This is a genomic window from Nonomuraea sp. NPDC049646, from assembly GCF_044465525.1.
Classification (GTDB): domain Bacteria; phylum Actinomycetota; class Actinomycetes; order Streptosporangiales; family Streptosporangiaceae; genus Nonomuraea.
On record NZ_JBITLU010000002.1, the window covers coordinates 1 to 17005 of the forward strand.

A 17005-nucleotide genomic window follows, 5' to 3' on the forward strand; every position below is an offset into this window, starting at 1 on the left:
CGCCACCGCGCGGGGCGGGCCGAGCCCGGGCCCGGGGCGGACCCGGCCGGGGCCGGGGGGCGCGGGGGGGCCCCGGGGGCGGGGCCCCCCCCCCCCCCCCCCCGCGCGCCCCCCCGGCCCCCGAGCCTCCAGCCGCAGCAGGACGTCTTCACCGACCAGGACACCTCCCCGGACACCCGGCGCAGCCTGAGCGCCGACGGCCGCTGGCTGATCAGCGCCACCGCCACCCGGGTCACCCGCTGGGACCTGCGCACCCACCAGCCCCAGGTCATCGACGCGCCCGCCGGCTCCGACGCGGCGGCGCCGCCGCTGGTGTGCAGCCCCGGCGAACCGCTGCGCCTGCCCGACCCCGCGACCGGCCGCCCCACCGCCCCCGCCTGGGCGCCCACCCCGACCGCCGAGCAGTGCCGCGAGGGACGCCTGCGCCTCTCCCCGGACGGACGGACGCTGCTCCTGGCCACCCCCGCCCTGGTCAGGGCGTGGGACGTGGCCTCGGGCACCGAGGCCGCCGCACTCAGCGCGCCGGGCGTGCGCGAGATCGGCTTCAGCGCCGACGGCGCCTTCGTCGCGACCGCCGGAGAGGACGAGCTCCAGGTGCGCGCCACGAACCACCTCCAAGGAGTGCTCCTGCGCCACCCGCTCCACGGCGACCTGGTCGACGACCTCTGGATCGGCCCCGACGCCGGGGAGATCCGCTACCTGACCGGCTCCACCGTGCACACCCTGCGCGTCGGCTCGGCCTTCACCCGCGACTGGCGCGAGGAGAGGGCGACCTCCGCCGCCTTCAGCCCGGACGGCACGACCCTGCTCCTCACCTACCGGGACCGTGTCGAGCTGCGCGACGCCAGGACCGGGCAAGAGCTGCCCGGCCCGCCCCGGCCCGCCTGCCCGACGCCCTGCTGGATGCAGGCCGCCCTCAGCCCCGACGGCCGGACCCTCGCCTACGGCGACGCCTACGCCGCCTCCTTCACCGCGACGTTGTGGGACCTGGCCGGACGGCGGATCACCGGCCAGTCGCCGCCCTTCCGCCACGGCGGGCCGCTCGCCTTCGCCCGGAACGGCGAACTGCTGCTCATCAGCGGCGCCTCGGCCGGGCCGGAGGCGCTCACGAGCTGGAACACGCGCACCGGCGCCGTCACCACGAACCCCGGCGTCACCGGCACCCGGATCGCCGTCGCCCCGGGGGGAGAACGCCTGCTGACCGACCGGGGCGAGGTCGCCTCGCTGCCGCCGCTGCGGCCGGCCGGCGGCGGCCCCGGCCCGGCGGAGGCGCTGGCCTTCAGCCCCGACGGCCGGTTCCTCGCCACCGGCGACACCAGAGGACGAACCGCCCTCTGGGACGGCGACCTCCGCCGCAACCTGGGCACCCTGCCCCCCACCGCCTCCGGAGCCGTCACCGCGCTGGCCTTCTCCCCGGACGCCGGCCTGCTCGCCGTCGGCACGGAGGGAGGCGCCGTCCAGCTGTGGGACACCGCCGGGCGGCGGCCTGTCGGCCCGCCCCTCGCCACGCCGGGCGGCGCGGTCCTCGCGCTGTCCCTCGGCGGCGACGCGCTGTCGGTGGCGGGCAAGCACCTGCCCTTCCAGCGCTACGACCTCAGCGCCGCCGGGGCCGCGAGCACCGTATGCCGGCGGGTCGGCCACGGGCTCGGCCGGGAGGAATGGGCCAGGTACTTCCCGGACTTCCCCTACCAGCCGACCTGCGGGCCGCAGGACCGCTGACCGGCTGGGTACCGGCCCGGCCGGGCGGCGGCGAGGCGGCCGAAGGACGGGGTCAGGCGGGAGGGCGGCGGGCCAGGCGCTCGGTGTGCGCCGAGCGCCCCTCGGGACGGCCCGCCGCGTGCGACGCCTCCTGGGCCAGGCCGTTGAGCGTGGTGCGGACCACGCGCGCGGTCTGGAGATCGACCGCGCGCGCGTCGTCGAAGCGCACCAGGCCGTCGGCCAGCAGCACGGCCAGCCCGTGCAGCGCGGCCCACACCACGAACTCCGCCCCCTCACGGGCGGGCTCCGGCAGGCCGCCGGCCGCGGCGAGCCGGTCGAGCTCCGCGGTCAGGACGTCGTGCGGGTGGGGGGAGATGGCGGAGTCGGGGGCGGTGGCGCCGCCGCGCAGCACGAGCCGGGCCACGGCCGGATCGCCGAGCGACCAGCGCACATAGCCGCACCCCAGGGCGATCAGCCGCCGCTGCGGGTCGCCGGCCTGGCCGGGCGCGCGCTCGCAGTCCTGTCGCAGGCGTTCCCCGAGCCAGGCGAGCGTCCGCTCGGACAGGGCGCGCACCAGCGTGTCGCGGGAGGCGAAGTGGTGGTAGGCGGCGCTGGGGCTGACGCCGACGCGCGCCGAGGCCTCGCGCAGGGACCAGCCGTCGGCGCCGCGCTCGCGCACGAGGGCCTCGGCGGCGTCGAGCAGCGCGCTGCGCAGGTCACCGTGGTGGTATCGCCCCTTCGCCATCGCCCGATCTTAACACTGATCAGATCTCTGCTACGCTCGCCAGCATCTCAACAGTGTTCAGATTGGAGCCGGATCATGTGCCCTGCCGATGTGACGCCGAACCCGTCCCCTGACCTGTCCGACCTTCCCGACGTGCGGACGAGCCCGCCGCCGGTCGTGCGCGGCGAGCCCGTCGAGGTGTCCGACGGCGTGTACGTCATCCCGGACAACCGCGTCGAGCTCGTCCCGAACGTCGGCATCGTCGTGGGCGAGCACGCCGCGCTGGTCGTCGACACCGGCATGGGCCGCCGCAACGGCGAGTTCGTCCTGGAGCAGGCCCGGCGCCTGGCCGGCGACCGGCGGCTGTACCTGACCATCACGCACTTCCACCCCGAGCACGGGTTCGGGGCGCAGGCGTTCAAGGGCGCCGCGACGATCGTCTACAACGCCTCCCAGCGCGCGGAACTGCACCGCAAGGGCGCCGCCTACGTCGAGATGTTCACGGGGCTGAGCGCCGCCGCGGCGGCCGAGCTCGAAGGCGTCGAACTCGTCGACCCCGACCTGGTCTACGAGGGCCGGGCCGAGATCGACCTGGGCGGCCGCAAGGCGGCGCTGCGCGCGGTCGGCCCCGCGCACACGGCCTCCGACCAGGTCGTCGTCATCGACGACCGGGTGCTGTTCGGCGGCGACCTGATCGAGACCCGCATCTTCCCGATCGCGCCGTACTTCCCGCCGTACGACGTGGACGTGGACGGCCCCGGATGGATCGGCGTGCTCGACGCCCTGATCGCCGCCGAGCCCGAGATCGTCGTGCCCGGCCACGGGGAGGTGGGCGGCGTCTCCTTGATCCGCGACGTCCGCGACTACCTCGACCACGTGCACGGCGAGGTCGCACGCCTGCGCGCGGCCGGCGCCTCCGCCGACGAGACGGCCGCGACGATCGACGCGCAGGCGCGCGCCCGCTGGACCACCTGGGAACGCCCCGAGTGGATCGGCTTCGCCGCCCGCGCCTTCTACGCCGCCGGACACCGGTGACGTGACCGTCCCCCTCGACCGGGGGAGCGCTATGCGTCCGCTGTCACGCTGTACGAACCCGAGGTGCAGCCGGTGATGCGCCAGCCGCCCGGCGCCTGCCGGACGGCGACGCCGCTGAGTCCGGTGCCACGGACGGACGGCCGGGCGTCGCCCGGGAACCAGACGTCGAGCCCGCACCCGCTGCCCTCGCCCCGGGCCGTGAGGCTCGCCCGGTCCGACGTCAGGCCGGTCAGACGGCCGGGGGCGGAGCGGGGGTAGGGGCGCGACAGCTCGGCGACGTATTCGGCGGGCGGGGGCAGGTCCTTCCCGGTGGCGCAGTCCTCGATCATGAGGTTGCCGCCGGTCCCGGCGTCGGCGCCGGCGTGGGCGTCGCCGCAGGACTGTTTCCAGACCCAGAACGCGCCGCCGATGCGGTGCCGGTCCTCCTGGTCGGTGTATCTCGCGATCGGGGCGGCGGCGGGGTCGCCGAACCAGCCCCACTCGCCCGACCAGAGCCCGGCGCCGTAGTACTCCGCCGCCCGGCTCGCCAGCTCGAAGCCGCGCTCGATGCTCGTGACGGTGAGTCCGGTGCCCTGGTCGATGGTGATCGACTCGTTGTAGAGGTGGGGAGCGAAGACGAGCAGCCGGTCGTCGGTGAAGCCCTTGGGCACCGGCACCTCGAAGCCGAGCCCCGACCAGAGCACGGACGGCTCGAAGAAGACCAGGTGGGGGAAGCCGCGCCGCTCGCCCGCCCGGATGGCCTTGATCGCCCGGTCGTAGTAGCGGCCGAGCAGGACGCCGGAGGTGATCGGCGGCGCCTCGCCGAAGCCGGGCTCGTTCAGCAGGTCGTATCCGGCGACCATCGGCTCGTTCGCGAACCGCTCCGCCAGCATGCCCCAGGCGGCGACCAGGCGGGTCTGGATGCCGTCCCTGTCCTGGTAGAAGCTGGTGAAGGCGCGGGCGACGGCCGGGGAGATGTCGCGTCCGGTGAACTCGCACCTGGGGGCGCCGTCGAAGCGGTCGGCCCAGGTGGGGGCGCCGTCCCAGCCGTGCATCGGGGAGCCGTTCCGGCAGGTGGCGCCGGGGGCGGCGCCGACGCCCTTGCCCCAGGCGTCCTGGTGCATGTCGATGACCGTGCGCAGGCCGTGCCGGGCGGCGGTTTCGACGGCCCAGGAGATCTTGGCGAGGTAGGCCGGGTCGTAGTGGCCGGGGCGGGGTTCCAGCGCCGACCAGGACAGGGCCAGCCGGATGACGTTGAAGCCCATCTTCGCCATGCCGGCGAAGTCGGCGTCGGTGAGCGGTCGCGTCACCGCCTTGTCCGGGAATTTCTGGAAATAGTCTTCGAGTTGGTTGACGTTCACGCCGCGCAGCAGCACCTCGTTGCCGTCGGCGTCGACGATCCGGCGGTCGGCCGAGAGGGTCAGGCCGGGGGTGCGCGGTGGCTGGGCGGTGGTGGTGGCGGGTCGCAGGAGCGGTAAGGCGAGCGCCGCCACGGCCACGACGACCGCCATCGCGATCGGCGCGACCCGGGCGACGCCCCTGCGCGCCGGGCGACTGGCGGGGAGGAGAGTGACGCCCTGGTCCGCCGGGCGGGTGGCGGGGAGAAGGGGCGCGCCCTGGTCCGCCGGACGGCTGGCGGGGAGAAGGGCGACGCCTTTGCGTGCCGGACGCGTGGTGTCGAGGAGGGCGACGAGCGCCGCCGTCGCCGGGGCGAGGAGGGCGCCGAAGGAGAGCGCGGGGGCGAGGCGAAGCATGATCGCCGGCGCCCAGAACAGGCCGCCGCCCGCCAGGTCGCCGGGGATCCCGACGGCCACCTCGACCAGGCCCAGCGTCCCGGCCGCCCCCAGCGCCGACAGCCCCGCCACCGCGGGCCGTGGCGAGGCGGTGGCGCTGAACCAGCGGTGCAACGCCCACGTCAGCACGCCGAGCAGAGTGACGGCGGCCAGGCAGCCCAGCGGTCCCGCCTCGGGCGCGGGGGCCAGCGGCGAGTCACCGATGGCATATCCGACAGGCGACCCGCCCCACCACACCCCGCCGACCGACACACCCAGGACGACGGCCACGCCCGCCGCAACCCATCCCGACGCCGACACCCCCAGGACGACCGCCCCCGGTACCGCCGCGGGCCGGACCTCGGGCGCCGCAGGGGCGGATGGGGCCGCGGACGCCACGGACGCCGGGGAGGCCGGGGAGGCCGGGGACGCGGCCGCAGGGGAGGCCGCAGGGGCTGCGGAGGCCCCGGACACGCCGGACGCCCCCGACGCTGCGGCCGTCCCGGACGCCTCGGACGTCGGGGGCGCGGGAAGCGGGGTGAGGCGGCGGTGCAGGAGTTGGGTGAGCCAGGCGGCCACTGCCACCGGCAGCCCGAAGACCGCCGCCTTGACGCCGGTGAAGCCCGTCGACCACACCAGGTAGAGCACGTCGTCGAAGGTCATCGCCAGCGACATCACCAGCTTCGCCGCCATCGCCGACCAAACCACCGCGCCCCACACCAGCAGCGCCGTACGCAGCGGGGTACGTCCACGGGCGAGAGCCCACGTCAGCACGCCTACCCCCGCCAGCAGCAGCGGCACGTACACGGCCAGGGGGGCCACCTGCCAGAGCGCGGCGACGGGCAGCAGCTCGGCCCCCGTCCAGGTGTACGGCGCGGCCAACCCAGACGGGTCGAACACCGCTCCCAGCGTGATGACGGCGGCCAGTACCACGACGGCGATCGGCGACAACCAGCGGTTCCTCATAGTGACGGCGACCATACATGAGCATCGCTCACAAATGAAGAGCCAAGATCCATCCGCGCTCGGGCTCATGCCAGGCGGATACCGGCGGAGGGGCCCGTCACGCGACCTTGGACTCCGGCGCCTTCCAGGTGTTGCGAACACCCTCGTCGGCTGCCTGAACGACGCCTGGGAGCCGTTCATCCCCGACTTCAAGCCGGTCAGGACCGACATCAGGGCCGGTCACGGATATGTGGTGGTCGAGGACTTCGTCGTGCCCTTGGCGAGCTTGCAGCTGATCTTGGGGAGCTTGCCCTTCTTGTACAGGGGGTTGTGGGTGAGCTCGGGGGCGCCGCGTCGAGCTCCGGGGCCCGTCAGGGACGGGCCCCGGAGAGGCTACTTCTTCTCGCAGGTGCGGTGGCCGAGGAAGACGTCGTCGATCCCCCACCACCCTGACAGCTGGCCGAGGAAGGTGAAGCGGACCCGCACCGCGTTGCGGCCGATCGCCTGCGGCAGCTCCACGACCTGGAGCTCGGGCCCGCGAGCCCCGGGGTAGCCCGCCTTCTTCCAGACGTTCGCCCAGGTCCGGCCGCCGTCGAGGCTGACGTCCACGAGCGCCGTGCCGTTCACCCTCGGCTCCACGTCGGAGGCGAACTGCAGGGCCGGGGCGGCTGCCTTCGACAGGTCCACGGCCGCCGACGTCAGCGTGGTCTCCTGGACGTGGTGCAGGCCGTAGTGGTCGGAGTCCACGATCGCGAACCCGCCCTTGCCGCCCGTCCTGTTGGTACGGCCGCCCGGATCGTTCAGCACCCAGCCGGGCTCGTGGGCGTACCCGGGGAAGCCAGGATCGGCGTTGGTGACGCTCCACCCGCCCGGCAGCCCGGCGTCCAGCCGTTCCGTGACGCCCTCCAGGACCGGCGCGTAGCCGGGGGCCTCGCAGGCCAGGGTCACCGTCAGCGCGAAGTCCTCGGTGAGCGGCGCCGTGCCGACCCTCACCTGCCGGACGGCCGGGGTGTAGCCGCGCGGCACGGCCGCCGCCTCCAGCGTGTACGTCGTGCCGGGCAGCAGCTCCAGCCGGTACGCGCCGGTCCCGGCGTCGGAGTTGGCCGTCCAGGTGTGCCCGGCGCCGTCGGAGGCCGTCACCTTGGCCGCCAGCGGCCAGCCCTGGCCGGAGCCGTCCCGCACGACGCCGCCGACCTGGACCCGCGCGGTCGGCGCGAGCCGGACGTCGAGCGTGACCGTGCCGTCCTTGGCGATCGTGGCGGCGGCCGTGGCGTCGTCGTAGCCGAACGCCTTGACCTTCACCTGGTAGTCGCCGCCGATCAGGCGCAGCGAGTAGTCGCCCGCCTGGCCGGTCACGGCGTCGCGGGAGCGCCGGCCGGTCACGGAGACGGTGGCGCCGGGCACCGGCTGGCCCGTCTCGGCGTCGGTGACGGTCCCGGCCAGCGTGCCGAGGCCGACCTTGGCGACGGCCAGCAGCGCCGAGGCGTCCAGCCGCCCTTCACCGAACACGTTGTTGTCCTCGGCCGGGCCGCCGCACTGGGCGTCGGCCGTGTCGATCGCGGACGCGTCCAGCAGCGCCCGGGTGCCGTCGAGGTCGCGGACCAGGTCGGGGAAGGCCGACCACAGCAGCGCGACGGCGCCGGCCGCGTGCGGCGCCGCCATGGAGGTGCCCGACATCAGCCCGTAGGAGCCGCCCGGCAGCGCCGAGCGCACGTCGACGCCCGGAGCCGCGATGTTCGGCTTGGTCTCGCCGTTCTGGCCGGGGCCGCGGCTGGAGAAGGAGGCGATCGCGCCGTTCACGCCGTAGGCGCCGACGGAGTAGTTGAGCGTGCGGCTGCCGGGCGAACCGCTGGTCCTGCACGACGGGCCGCTGTTGCCGTTGGCCCAGACGCCCATGATGCCGGAGGCGGCCCACGCCTGGAGGATGTCCTCGATGATCGGCTCGTCGGTGGGCTCGGTCGAGCTCCACGAGTTGTTGATGATGTGCGGCCGCTTGCTGACGTCCGGGTTCTGGCCGTGGCTGTCGGTGGGGGCCAGCATCCACTGGGCGGCCGCGACGAGGTCCTCCTCGCTGCAGGTCTGGCAGCCGTTCGCGGTGATCCACCTCACGCCGGGGGCGACGCCGATCTGGTTGCCCTGGCCGTCGTCGCCCACCATGGTGCCCATGGTGTGGGTGCCGTGCCCGTGCGTGTCGCAGGGAGCGCCGCCCGCGCAGTGCCCCGAGGTGTCGAACCAGTTGTAGTCGTGGGTGACGGTGCCGTCGGCGTTCGCGCCGCGGTAGGAGGCGCGCAGGGCGGGGTGGTCGAACTGCACGCCGGTGTCGATGTTGGCGATGACGATGTCCTCGCCGCGCCGCCCGTACTCCTTCCAGACGTCGTCGGCGTTGATGTCGGCCACGCCCCACTCCACGCCGCCGCCTGCCGCGGTCGCGGCGGCGCGCCGCACCGGCTCGGCCAGCGCGTACGTCTTCGGCGGCCGCACCTGCCGCACGCCGCCCATCGCGGTCAGCTTCCTGACCTGGGCCGGGGTCGCGCCCTTGACCAGGATCGCGTTGGTGACCCAGAACGACTCGCTGTCCAGCTTCTCGTCCTTGAGATACTTCCTGACGTCCGACTGGGTGCGGACGGCGGTGTCCTTGAGCGCGTCCACGACGAGCTGGCCGCGCGCGGTCCTGGAACGCGCCTTGGGCGCGGCCGACAGGTTGGCCTCCGGCTTGAGGATCACCCAGACGTCGCCCGGCGCCGCCTCGGCGGGCAAGGCCGCGGTCAGCCCCGCCACCAGGGCGAGCACGGGGAGTAAGGCCCGGAATCGCATGTCAGCCCTTTCCGCAGGTGAGTCGGGCGGCCACCGGCCGCACCTCCTGGGCGACCTCGGAGACCGTCAGGCCCACGGCCCACACGTTGTCCGGTCCGCTGCCGTGCACGTCCAGGAAGTTGTAGGTCAGGCCGTTCATGCGCGGCCCGGGGTGGGAGACCGTCGTCCAGGCGGAGCCGTCCCAGTGCAGGAACTCCTCCTCCTGGCCGAGACCGACGTCCCCGACGGCCCACACGTCGCCGGGGGCGGCGGCGTAGACGCTGTCGAGGCGGCTGTTGCCCAGGTCGGGCAGCGTGGTCACGCTGCTCCACGCCGTGCCGTCCCAGTGCATGACCAGGGCGGCCGCCTGGTTGTCGGCTCCGTCGCGGCGCCGGCTGCCGACCGCCCACACGTCGCCGGGGCCGGTGCCGGAGACCGCGAAGAGGGCGCCCGTCGGGTGCGGGGCCGCCACCTCCGTCCACCGCGTGCCGTCGAAGTGCTGGACGAGCGGGCTGACGACGCCGTCGGCGTCGCGCTGGTTGCCCACGGCCCACACGTCGTCGGGCGAGACGGCGGTGACGGCGCGCAGGATCGCGTCCGGGCGGCCGGCGGCCGGGTTCTCGACGATCGACCAGCGCCGGCCGTCCCAGTGCTCGATCAGCGCGGCGGTGGGCGGGTTCAGGTCGCCCTTCTTGGCCCCGTAGGTGTAGCCGACGGCCCAGGCGTCGTTCTTCGACACCGAGGCGACGTCGGCCAGGTAGAGGCCGGTCGTGGCCGCCGCCGGCGAGACGGCCGTCGGGTGGAGCGTCCACCGCCGACCGTCCCAGCGGGCGGCCTGCGTGGTGTCGGCGCCGGTGCCCATGTGGTCGAGCAGCAGCCAGCCGCCGTCGGGGGAGTGGAAGGAGCTGGCTTCGGCGAGCTGCCTGGTGTGCGGCGGGACGGGCGGGCGGGTGTTGTCGTGCGGCCGGCCGCCGCGCAGGTCGCCGGTCCAGGCCGCCGGTGACCCGCCGGAGGAGGAGCCGGTGAACAGGGCCTTCCGGGCGGAGAAGACGGTGACGTCCTGCGGATAGCTGTCGACCGGGGTTATCGCGGAGGTGTCGACGACGTTCCAGGACGGCACGCAGCCTCCCGGTGCGGCCGAGGGCGTGGTGAGAGTGGTGGCCAGCAGCGCGCCGGCGATGAGGGTCTTCATGGGCTCTCCTAGAAGGCGCCGATGCCGTTGGGGCTGCCGTAGCCGGTCGGGCCGTCGTAGCCGGGGCGGGCGTTGCACAGCTCGGGCGCGGCGCAGGCGCCGGTCCTGCCCGCCGTGATGTCGAACAGGTGGGCCTTGCCCGCCTGCAGCTGCCTGCCCGGCGTGATCAGGTCGCCGTTGCCGGCCAGCGCGTACACCCCGGCCACCAGCGCGGCGGCGATCGGGGTGCCGCCGACCGCGACCCAGCCGCCGTAGGAGTAGCTGTCGTAGACGGCGACGGGCGTGCGCAGGTCGGCCACGGCGGCCGTGTCGGCGACGGTGCGCTTGGCGCCGCACGCCCCCTTCGGCTGCCAGGCGGGCCGCGCGACGTAGACCGAGCAGCCCGACCCCGATCCGGACCAGGCGGTCTCGCCCCAGCCGCGCGCGCCGGCCTGACGGTACAGCGTGGTTCCGCCGACGGCCGTGACCGTCCCGTACGCGGCGGGCACGAGCTGCCTGCCCGTCCTGGCGGGGAAGCCGCCGTCGCCGCTCGGGGCGGTGACGGGCACGCCGGGGTGCGCGTAGTGGGCGGCGTGGGCCAGCTCGCCGGCGTACTCCGGCAGGCCGTACGGCGTGGTGACGACCGTGGCCCCCTGCTTGACGGCCTGGTCGACGGCCAGGCCCAGGTTCTCGGCGCCGGCGTCGTCGGCCTCGACCAGCAGCAGCCTGCAGTTGGGACAGGCGGCCGCGGCGATGTCGAGCGCGGCGCTGCTGTTCAGCGACCAGTCCGGGTTGGCGCCCGGCGGCTCGTCGCCGCCGCGCTGGTTGACCTGGCGGAAGCAGTCGAACTCGCCCTCGCACGGCGGCAGCCCGTTCGCCCTGCGGTAGACGGCGAGATCGTTGCCCGCGTTCGGGTTGTGGTACGGGACGATGACCGCGATCGTCTGGCCGCCGCCCAGCCGCGCCGACGGCAGCCGGTAGGCCTGCTGCAGGTCGGCGGCCGAGAACGGCTGGGGCAGCCCGGCCGCCCTGGCCTCCGCGGCCGGCCGGGCGGTCAGCAGGCAGCCGGCCGAACCGGCCCGCGCGGCCGGGCAGGAACGCGCCGGATCGGCCTGGGCCGGAACGGCGGGCCCGGCGAGAAGCAGGGCGGCCGCGGCCGCCGCGATGAGTTTCACCATGATGAGCTCCTTCAGCTCGTCAGGCCGTAGGCGCGGACGACGGTCTGCTCGACGGCGTTGCCCTGCCGGTCGTGCGCCCTGACCCGCAGCGAGACGAACCCGCCGGAGTCCGGGTGCCGGACCGTGGCGGCGAACAGGCCGTCGGCCCGCCTGCCCGCGGTCAGCGGCTCGCTCCAGGTGGCGCCGTCGTCGTAGGAGAGCGCGACGGTGGCCTCGACGCCCTTCGGCGCGGCCATGTGCTCCTGGTTCTCCACCGCGAACGCCACCTGGAACGGCCCGGCCTTCGCCTTCGACGCGGCGTCGAGCGGCAGGTCGTAGCGGAGGAACAGCAGCGGCAGGAACGAGCACTCCCGCGTGGCGTCGGGCACGCACGACGCGCTCTTCGGCAGCTTGGCCCGCTGGTCGGAGGGACCCGAGCGGAACGTCCAGTCCGTCGTGACCGGCGTGCCGGCCAGCTCGCCGCGCTGGTCCTGCTTCCACACCAGCCGGTAGGCGGCCGGGTCGGGCAGCATCGGCAGGTCGGCCGCCTGGGCGCCGAGGGCGCCGGTGATGCGGTTGTCGGAGGTGAAGGCCAGCTCGCCATTGCGGTAGAAGTCCAGGCCGGAGTGCTCGTCCCAGGACGTGCCGGGCGAGTAGTGGCCCGGCGTGGAGTCCGCGAACCGCTGCGGATAGATCATGCCCAGGTCTCCCTGGCGGCAGGCCACGCAGAGGGTCGCGAACGGATCGTCGACGAGCGGCGAGTCGCCGCCGAAGCCGATGGTCGACTCCTGCCGGTAGGGCGCGGTGCGCGACGGCACGCCCGGCGCCTTGTTCCACACCTCGCGCACCACGGAACCCGGCCTGAGGTGGCGGCGCTGGTTGTAGTGCCGCGCGCCGTCGTCGGAGTTGAACGCGGTGTGCCAGACGGTGATGTCGGGGGCGCCGCTGAACAGGTAGTCGGTGCGCTCGCCCGGCAGCACGGACGAGCCGACCCCGAGCGCGCTCTGCGTCCAGGGCAGGAAGACCTCGGGGAACAGGTCGAACCGGTCCTGCTGCCCGTACGGGCTGCGCAGGATCGTGGAGCGGACGGTGGTCAGCTCCGAGTCCCGCACCTTGCGGGTCAGGCTCCCGGGCACGCCCTTGGCGTAGGGGAGGACGAGCCGGTAGCTGGGCTTTCCGGGCGAGCCGGACGCGGTCTCGGTGAGCTGGGTGTAGGCGGCGAAGCTGAAACTGCCCTTGCGCACCGGCCTGGTCGGCGTCGCGTACAGCGGCCGGCTGCCGAACTCCGGGTTGGACACGATCCGGAACGCGACGAGCTGGAAGGCTCCCAGCCCCCACGCGTCCACCCCGGCCGCGTTGCCCGCCTCGCTCTTCCTGACGAAGGCGAACATGTCCTGCCGGTACATGCCCTCGGTGGGCTGCTGCACCTCGACGTCGTACGGCACGGCGGCGCGGGCGTCCAGCGTGACCCGCACATCGCCGCCGACCCTGATCTCCGGCTGGACGACGAACGCCGCGCGGCTCGTCAGGTCGTCGGCCGGCCCGGTGAACACGCTCGCCTCGACGGCGTAGGTGCCCTCCGGCACGCTGAAGGCGACCTCGCCGGTCTCGCCGGGGTAGTCGATCGTGTAGAAGCCGAGGTCGGTGTCATCGACGCTGTGCACGTAGGCGACGACCGCGCCCGGCTTGCCGTCCAGGTCGACGCTGTCGATCGAGAGGGTGTGGTAGGCGCCGGCGGCCGCCTTCGCGGTCGCGGGCCGCCGGAACGGCGAGGGCGGCGCGTCGTCCGGCGCGCTGATGCGCTCGACGCCGGCCGGCGTCCCGCCGCGGCCCGCGCGCCATTCCTCGGCGAGCACGCGGCCGAGGGCCGGAGCCTCGTCCGGGGTGATCGTGGCGCCAAGCGCGGCGAGCCGGCCCGTCGTGGCCTTGACCGGGACGGGCCGGTTGCCGGTCCTGGCCAGGTGGCTGACGTTGAACAGGCGCGGGTCCAGCAGCCGGTCCAGGAACGGCACGGCCGTGCTCGGGATGACGTACTGGTCGCCGTGCCAGCCGAACCTCAGGTAGGTGCCGCCGGCCGGCACGGCGCCGGGGGACAGGACGGTGGTGCTCTGGCGGCCCTGCTCGTCCACGTCCAGGCGGACCTGCTCGCCGGTGACGAGGGTGACGGTGGTCTGGCGGGGAGGGGCCGCGGGCTGCTCCCGGGCGACGGCCGGGGGGTCTTCGTACGGGATGACGGGGTCGACGGCCGGCACGCCGGTCGCCATGCCGGTTGCTGCGCCGATTGCCATGCCGGTCGCCGCGCCGGTTGCCGCGCCGGTCGCCGCGGTGGCCGTCGAGCCGGTCAGGCCCAGTCCGGCGACCAGGGCCGCGGTCGCGCTGATCACCACCGCTCTTGAGCGCGGCCTGGAGGTGCTCATGCGGGCTCCTGTCCTCGGTGGGGGGTCACGCCTCGACCCAACCGTCGTCGTCGGCGGCGGTGGCGGGGGCGGGGGCGCCGACGGTGGTCGGGCCGTCGGCGGTGGGGGTTCCGGGGTCGGCGGCGGGGGCGACGTGGTCGTCCGGGGCCGGGGCCGAGGCCGGGGTCGGGGTCGGCTTTTCGGCGTCCTCGGTCTCAGTGGGCTCGTCGGGGCTGTCCATGGGACAAGCGTGATGACAGGGGCATCCATCCAGCTATGGGGAAAAATCCCCATTCGTGGGGGTGGGTCAGCCGGATCCGCCCATGCGCTGCCCGAGCCCCGCCCGCGACCGCAGCCCCAGCTTGCGCAGCACCGCGCTCAGATGTTTGTCCACGGTCTTCGGCGACAGGAACAGCTTCTTGGCGATCTCCCTGTTGCTCAGCCCGGTCGCGGCCAGCTCGGCCACCTCGGCCTCGCGCGGCGACAACGCGTCACCGTAGCCGCGCGTGCCGCCCCGGTACCGGACGGGCCCGGCCACGCCGTGCCGCCTGGCCGTGCTCGCCGCCCGGTCGAGGTCCCACCGCGCCCCCAGCTCCTCGAAGACCGCGATGGCGGCCCCCAGCAGCGCCCCGGCCCGCCCGGGATCGCTGCCGTCGCCGTCGCCGCTGCCGTCGCCGTCGTCGTGGCCGCCGGTGTCGTCGTGGTCGCCGTCGAGCAGGGCGGTTGCGGCGAGCGCGCGGCACTGGGCCGCCTCGTACCGGCCGCCCAGCTCGTCGTAGGCGTGCGCGCCCGCCAGGAAGCGCTCCGGATCTCCCGTCACGAACCCCTGGGCGTGGGCCAGCGCCGCGGGAGCCAGCGGCGCGTCCAGCCCGTCCAGCTCCCGCTCCAGCTCCGCGCACAACCGGCCGGCCTCGGCCGTCCGGCCCGCCGCGACCAGCGCACCGGCCAGGGCGGGCAGCGCGCGTACGGCCAGCGGCTGCAACCCCTTGGCCCGCCACCCCGCCAGCATCCCGATCAACTCCTCGTCCGGCGGCTCACCCCGGACCGTGCCCAGGCGCAGCAACGTCTCGACCGCCGGCGGCAGCGCGTCCACCGCGCCGACCTCCACGGCCCTGCCGACGGCCGCGCGGAGCCTGCGCGCCCCCTCCTCGATCTCGCCCCGCGCCACGGCCAGGCAGTGGGCGACCAGCTCGGCCGTGACGCGCTGGTGCGGTTGCTCGTCGAGCGCGTCCAGCAGCAGGGCGGTCTCGTCGGCCAGGCCCGTCCACTCCCCGCGGAAGTAGCGCAGCACCGCCAGGGAGGACCGGATGAGGTACTCCAGCCGCCGGCTGCTGTCGATCTTCAGCCCGCCGCGCAGCGCGGCGTCCAGCAGCCGCTCGCTCACCGCGTAATGGCCCGCGTAACAGCTCTCGTCGCCGACCGACCAGAACGCGACGACCTCCTGCCGGGACTCCGGACGCCCGCCGGCCAGCCGGGTCATCCGCTCGGTCAGCGCCGTCCAGCGCGGGTCGCCGATGGTGGTGAGCACCATCGCCACCTTGCCGAGCACCGACAGCTGCAGCGACGGGCTGCCGCCGAGCCGTTCGGCGGTCTCCAGCGCGCGGTCCAGCCAGTAGACGTGCTCGGCCGGCGACACCCCGGCCGAGGTCGGCACGCCGAGCCCGACCATCGCCCAGGCCGCCAGCTCCGGACGGTCGTCCAGGTGGCGCACCGCCGTGGCGAACTGCTCCCGCCGGAGTTCCGGGGCGGCGCCCGCCCTCTCCAGGAGCAGGCCGTACAGGAAGTGCAGCTCGCCGCGCACGCCGGGAGCGAGGTCGCGGCGCAGCAGATCGTCCATCTGGCCGAAGCCGGGCTGGGCGTGCAGGCCCTGGACGGAGGCCCAGCCGAAGCGCACCGCCATGTCCTCCAGCAGTTCCCCTTCGGGCGGCGCCTCGCGCAGGACGTCGCCGAGCAGACGGGCCGCCTCGCTGTCGTCGCCGTGCCGGCCCGCCTCCGCCGCGGCCCGGTCGGCCGCCCTGGCCCACTCCTCCATCATCCCGGCGTGCCGCAGGTGGTGGGCGATCTGCCCGATCGGCACCGGCCGCAACCGCTCGACCGCCTCGGCCGCCCGTCCGTGCAGCACCTGACGCCGGGGCAGCGCGATGCTCTCGTACACCGCCTGGAGCGCCAGCATGTGCCGGAACCCCACACCCGCGGCGCGCGCCGAGCCGTCGGGGGCGCCGCGCGGGAGCGCGGTGTGCTCGCTCAGCAGCCCCGAGCGCAGCGCCTCCTCCAGCCCGGCCAGCGCGTCCGCGCGCGCCAGGCCGCAGATCGTCACCAGCACCGCCACGGGCACCGGCACCTGCAGCACCGCCGCGGCCTCCACCACGGCCCGCGCTCCGGCGGGCAGCCGTCCCACCCGCTCCAGCACCGAGTCGCGCAGCGCCGTCGGGACGTTCAGCTCGTCGATGGCCTTACGCGCCCATCCGCGACCGCGCCTGATCAGCGTCCCGCGCTCGCGCAGCAGCGCCACCATCTCCTGGATCGCGAAGGGCAGTCCCGACGTCCGCTCGCACAGATGGGCGGCGAACTCCTCCGACACCCCTTCCGACCCGAGGATCGCGGTCATCAGCTCCCGGGTCTCGGCCACGTCCAGCGGCTCCAGGGCCACCTGGGCACGCGACACGGACGGAGCCGCCCGCGCCGCGATCGTCCTGGCGTCCAGCGCGACCTCCTCGCCCCGGAACGTGAGCACCACCGACAGCCCCGGCGGCGGCTCGCCCATGAGGTAACCGAGAAAGGCCAGGGTCTGCTCGTCGGCCCAGTGCAGGTCCTCCAGCACGAGTACGACCTCGCCCAGGGAGCCCAGCAGCTCCGACAGCGCTCGGAAGATCCGGTGCCGCTCGGCCGCCCGCTCCTCCAGCGGCTCGGGGGCGGGCGGCAACTGCCCGGCCAGCTCCGGCAGCAGCGGCCGTAACGCGCCGGTGACGGGCGACAGCGGCCCGTTCGCGCCGAGGCCGGTGCCGGCTCCTGCGCCGATGCCGCGCACGGCGTCGAGGAGCGGGCCGAGGGGGAACGGCTCCCGGATGTGCGCGCACCGCCCCAGGAACACCGGCCGGCCGGCCCGCGCGGCCAGCTCGGAGACCAGACGGGTCTTGCCGATGCCCGCCTCACCCTCGACGACGGCCAGAGCGGGCGGATGGACGACGGCCGCCAGCAGCCGCTCCAGCTCCGCGCCCCGGCCCACCAGCCCGATGTGACTCTTCATGTTCGAGCGCCATTCAAGCGCTTGTCACCCCTTTTGTCACGGCCTGGATCGGGAGAATCGGTCACCCCCAATTCCCCCGCAAACAGCG

The 17005-nt window shown here is 74.9% G+C and carries 10 protein-coding genes; 2 read left to right on the forward strand and 8 right to left on the reverse strand.

Features of this window, described 5'->3' with window-relative positions:
• A partial coding sequence (locus ACIBQ8_RS04750) for a WD40 repeat domain-containing protein (protein ID WP_397191115.1) occupies positions 1-1719 on the forward strand: 1719 nt, incomplete at its 5' end.
• A gap of 52 nt (positions 1720-1771) precedes the next feature.
• Here ACIBQ8_RS04750 and ACIBQ8_RS04755 read toward each other — a convergent pair.
• A complete protein-coding gene (locus ACIBQ8_RS04755; protein WP_397191116.1) occupies positions 1772-2443 on the reverse strand; it encodes a TetR/AcrR family transcriptional regulator in 672 nt (223 codons plus the stop codon).
• A 75-nt stretch (positions 2444-2518) separates the two neighbouring features.
• Between ACIBQ8_RS04755 and ACIBQ8_RS04760 the strand changes: the two genes are divergently transcribed.
• Positions 2519-3457, forward strand: a complete 939-nt coding sequence (locus tag ACIBQ8_RS04760) for an MBL fold metallo-hydrolase (protein WP_397191117.1) — start codon at positions 2519-2521, stop codon at positions 3455-3457.
• 29 nt (positions 3458-3486) lie between these two features.
• Here the strand turns inward: ACIBQ8_RS04760 and ACIBQ8_RS04765 are convergent, their stop codons facing one another.
• From ACIBQ8_RS04765 to ACIBQ8_RS04795, 7 genes are all read right to left on the reverse strand, one after another.
• On the reverse strand, positions 3487-6174 hold the full coding sequence (locus ACIBQ8_RS04765) for a glycoside hydrolase family 5 protein (RefSeq protein ID WP_397191118.1): 2688 nt from the start codon (positions 6172-6174) through the stop codon (positions 3487-3489).
• A 372-nt stretch (positions 6175-6546) separates the two neighbouring features.
• Positions 6547-8967 carry a S8 family serine peptidase gene (locus ACIBQ8_RS04770; RefSeq protein ID WP_397191119.1) on the reverse strand — a complete coding sequence of 807 codons (2421 nt, stop codon included), beginning with the start codon at positions 8965-8967 and terminating at the stop codon, positions 6547-6549.
• Between the two features lies 1 nt (position 8968).
• A complete protein-coding gene (locus tag ACIBQ8_RS04775; RefSeq protein WP_397191120.1) occupies positions 8969-10138 on the reverse strand; it encodes a hypothetical protein in 1170 nt (389 codons plus the stop codon).
• 8 nt (positions 10139-10146) lie between these two features.
• Entirely contained in the window at positions 10147-11295 is a 1149-nt protein-coding gene (locus ACIBQ8_RS04780) for a hypothetical protein (RefSeq protein WP_397191121.1), read from the reverse strand.
• 11 nt (positions 11296-11306) lie between these two features.
• Positions 11307-13691 carry a hypothetical protein gene (locus ACIBQ8_RS04785; RefSeq protein WP_397191122.1) on the reverse strand — a complete coding sequence of 795 codons (2385 nt, stop codon included), beginning with the start codon at positions 13689-13691 and terminating at the stop codon, positions 11307-11309.
• Positions 13692-13716: 25 nt separating this feature from the next.
• On the reverse strand, positions 13717-13911 hold the full coding sequence (locus tag ACIBQ8_RS04790; protein ID WP_397191123.1) for a hypothetical protein: 195 nt from the start codon (positions 13909-13911) through the stop codon (positions 13717-13719).
• Between the two features lie 66 nt (positions 13912-13977).
• Complete coding sequence (locus ACIBQ8_RS04795) at positions 13978-16917, reverse strand: helix-turn-helix transcriptional regulator (RefSeq protein ID WP_397191124.1); 2940 nt, start codon at positions 16915-16917, stop codon at positions 13978-13980.
• Positions 16918-17005: the final 88 nt, after the last annotated feature.

Excerpts from the sequence above, each read along its gene's own strand:
- ACIBQ8_RS04755 (WP_397191116.1), bottom strand. The coding sequence starts at position 2,443 with ATGGCGAAGGGGCGATACCACCACGGTGACCTGCGCAGCGCGCTGCTC.
- ACIBQ8_RS04760 (WP_397191117.1), top strand. The coding sequence starts at position 2,519 with ATGTGCCCTGCCGATGTGACGCCGAACCCGTCCCCTGACCTGTCCGAC.
- ACIBQ8_RS04765 (WP_397191118.1), bottom strand. The coding sequence starts at position 6,174 with ATGAGGAACCGCTGGTTGTCGCCGATCGCCGTCGTGGTACTGGCCGCC.
- ACIBQ8_RS04770 (WP_397191119.1), bottom strand. The coding sequence starts at position 8,967 with ATGCGATTCCGGGCCTTACTCCCCGTGCTCGCCCTGGTGGCGGGGCTG.
- ACIBQ8_RS04775 (WP_397191120.1), bottom strand. The coding sequence starts at position 10,138 with ATGAAGACCCTCATCGCCGGCGCGCTGCTGGCCACCACTCTCACCACG.
- ACIBQ8_RS04780 (WP_397191121.1), bottom strand. The coding sequence starts at position 11,295 with ATGGTGAAACTCATCGCGGCGGCCGCGGCCGCCCTGCTTCTCGCCGGG.
- ACIBQ8_RS04785 (WP_397191122.1), bottom strand. The coding sequence starts at position 13,691 with ATGAGCACCTCCAGGCCGCGCTCAAGAGCGGTGGTGATCAGCGCGACC.
- ACIBQ8_RS04790 (WP_397191123.1), bottom strand. The coding sequence starts at position 13,911 with ATGGACAGCCCCGACGAGCCCACTGAGACCGAGGACGCCGAAAAGCCG.
- ACIBQ8_RS04795 (WP_397191124.1), bottom strand. The coding sequence starts at position 16,917 with ATGAAGAGTCACATCGGGCTGGTGGGCCGGGGCGCGGAGCTGGAGCGG.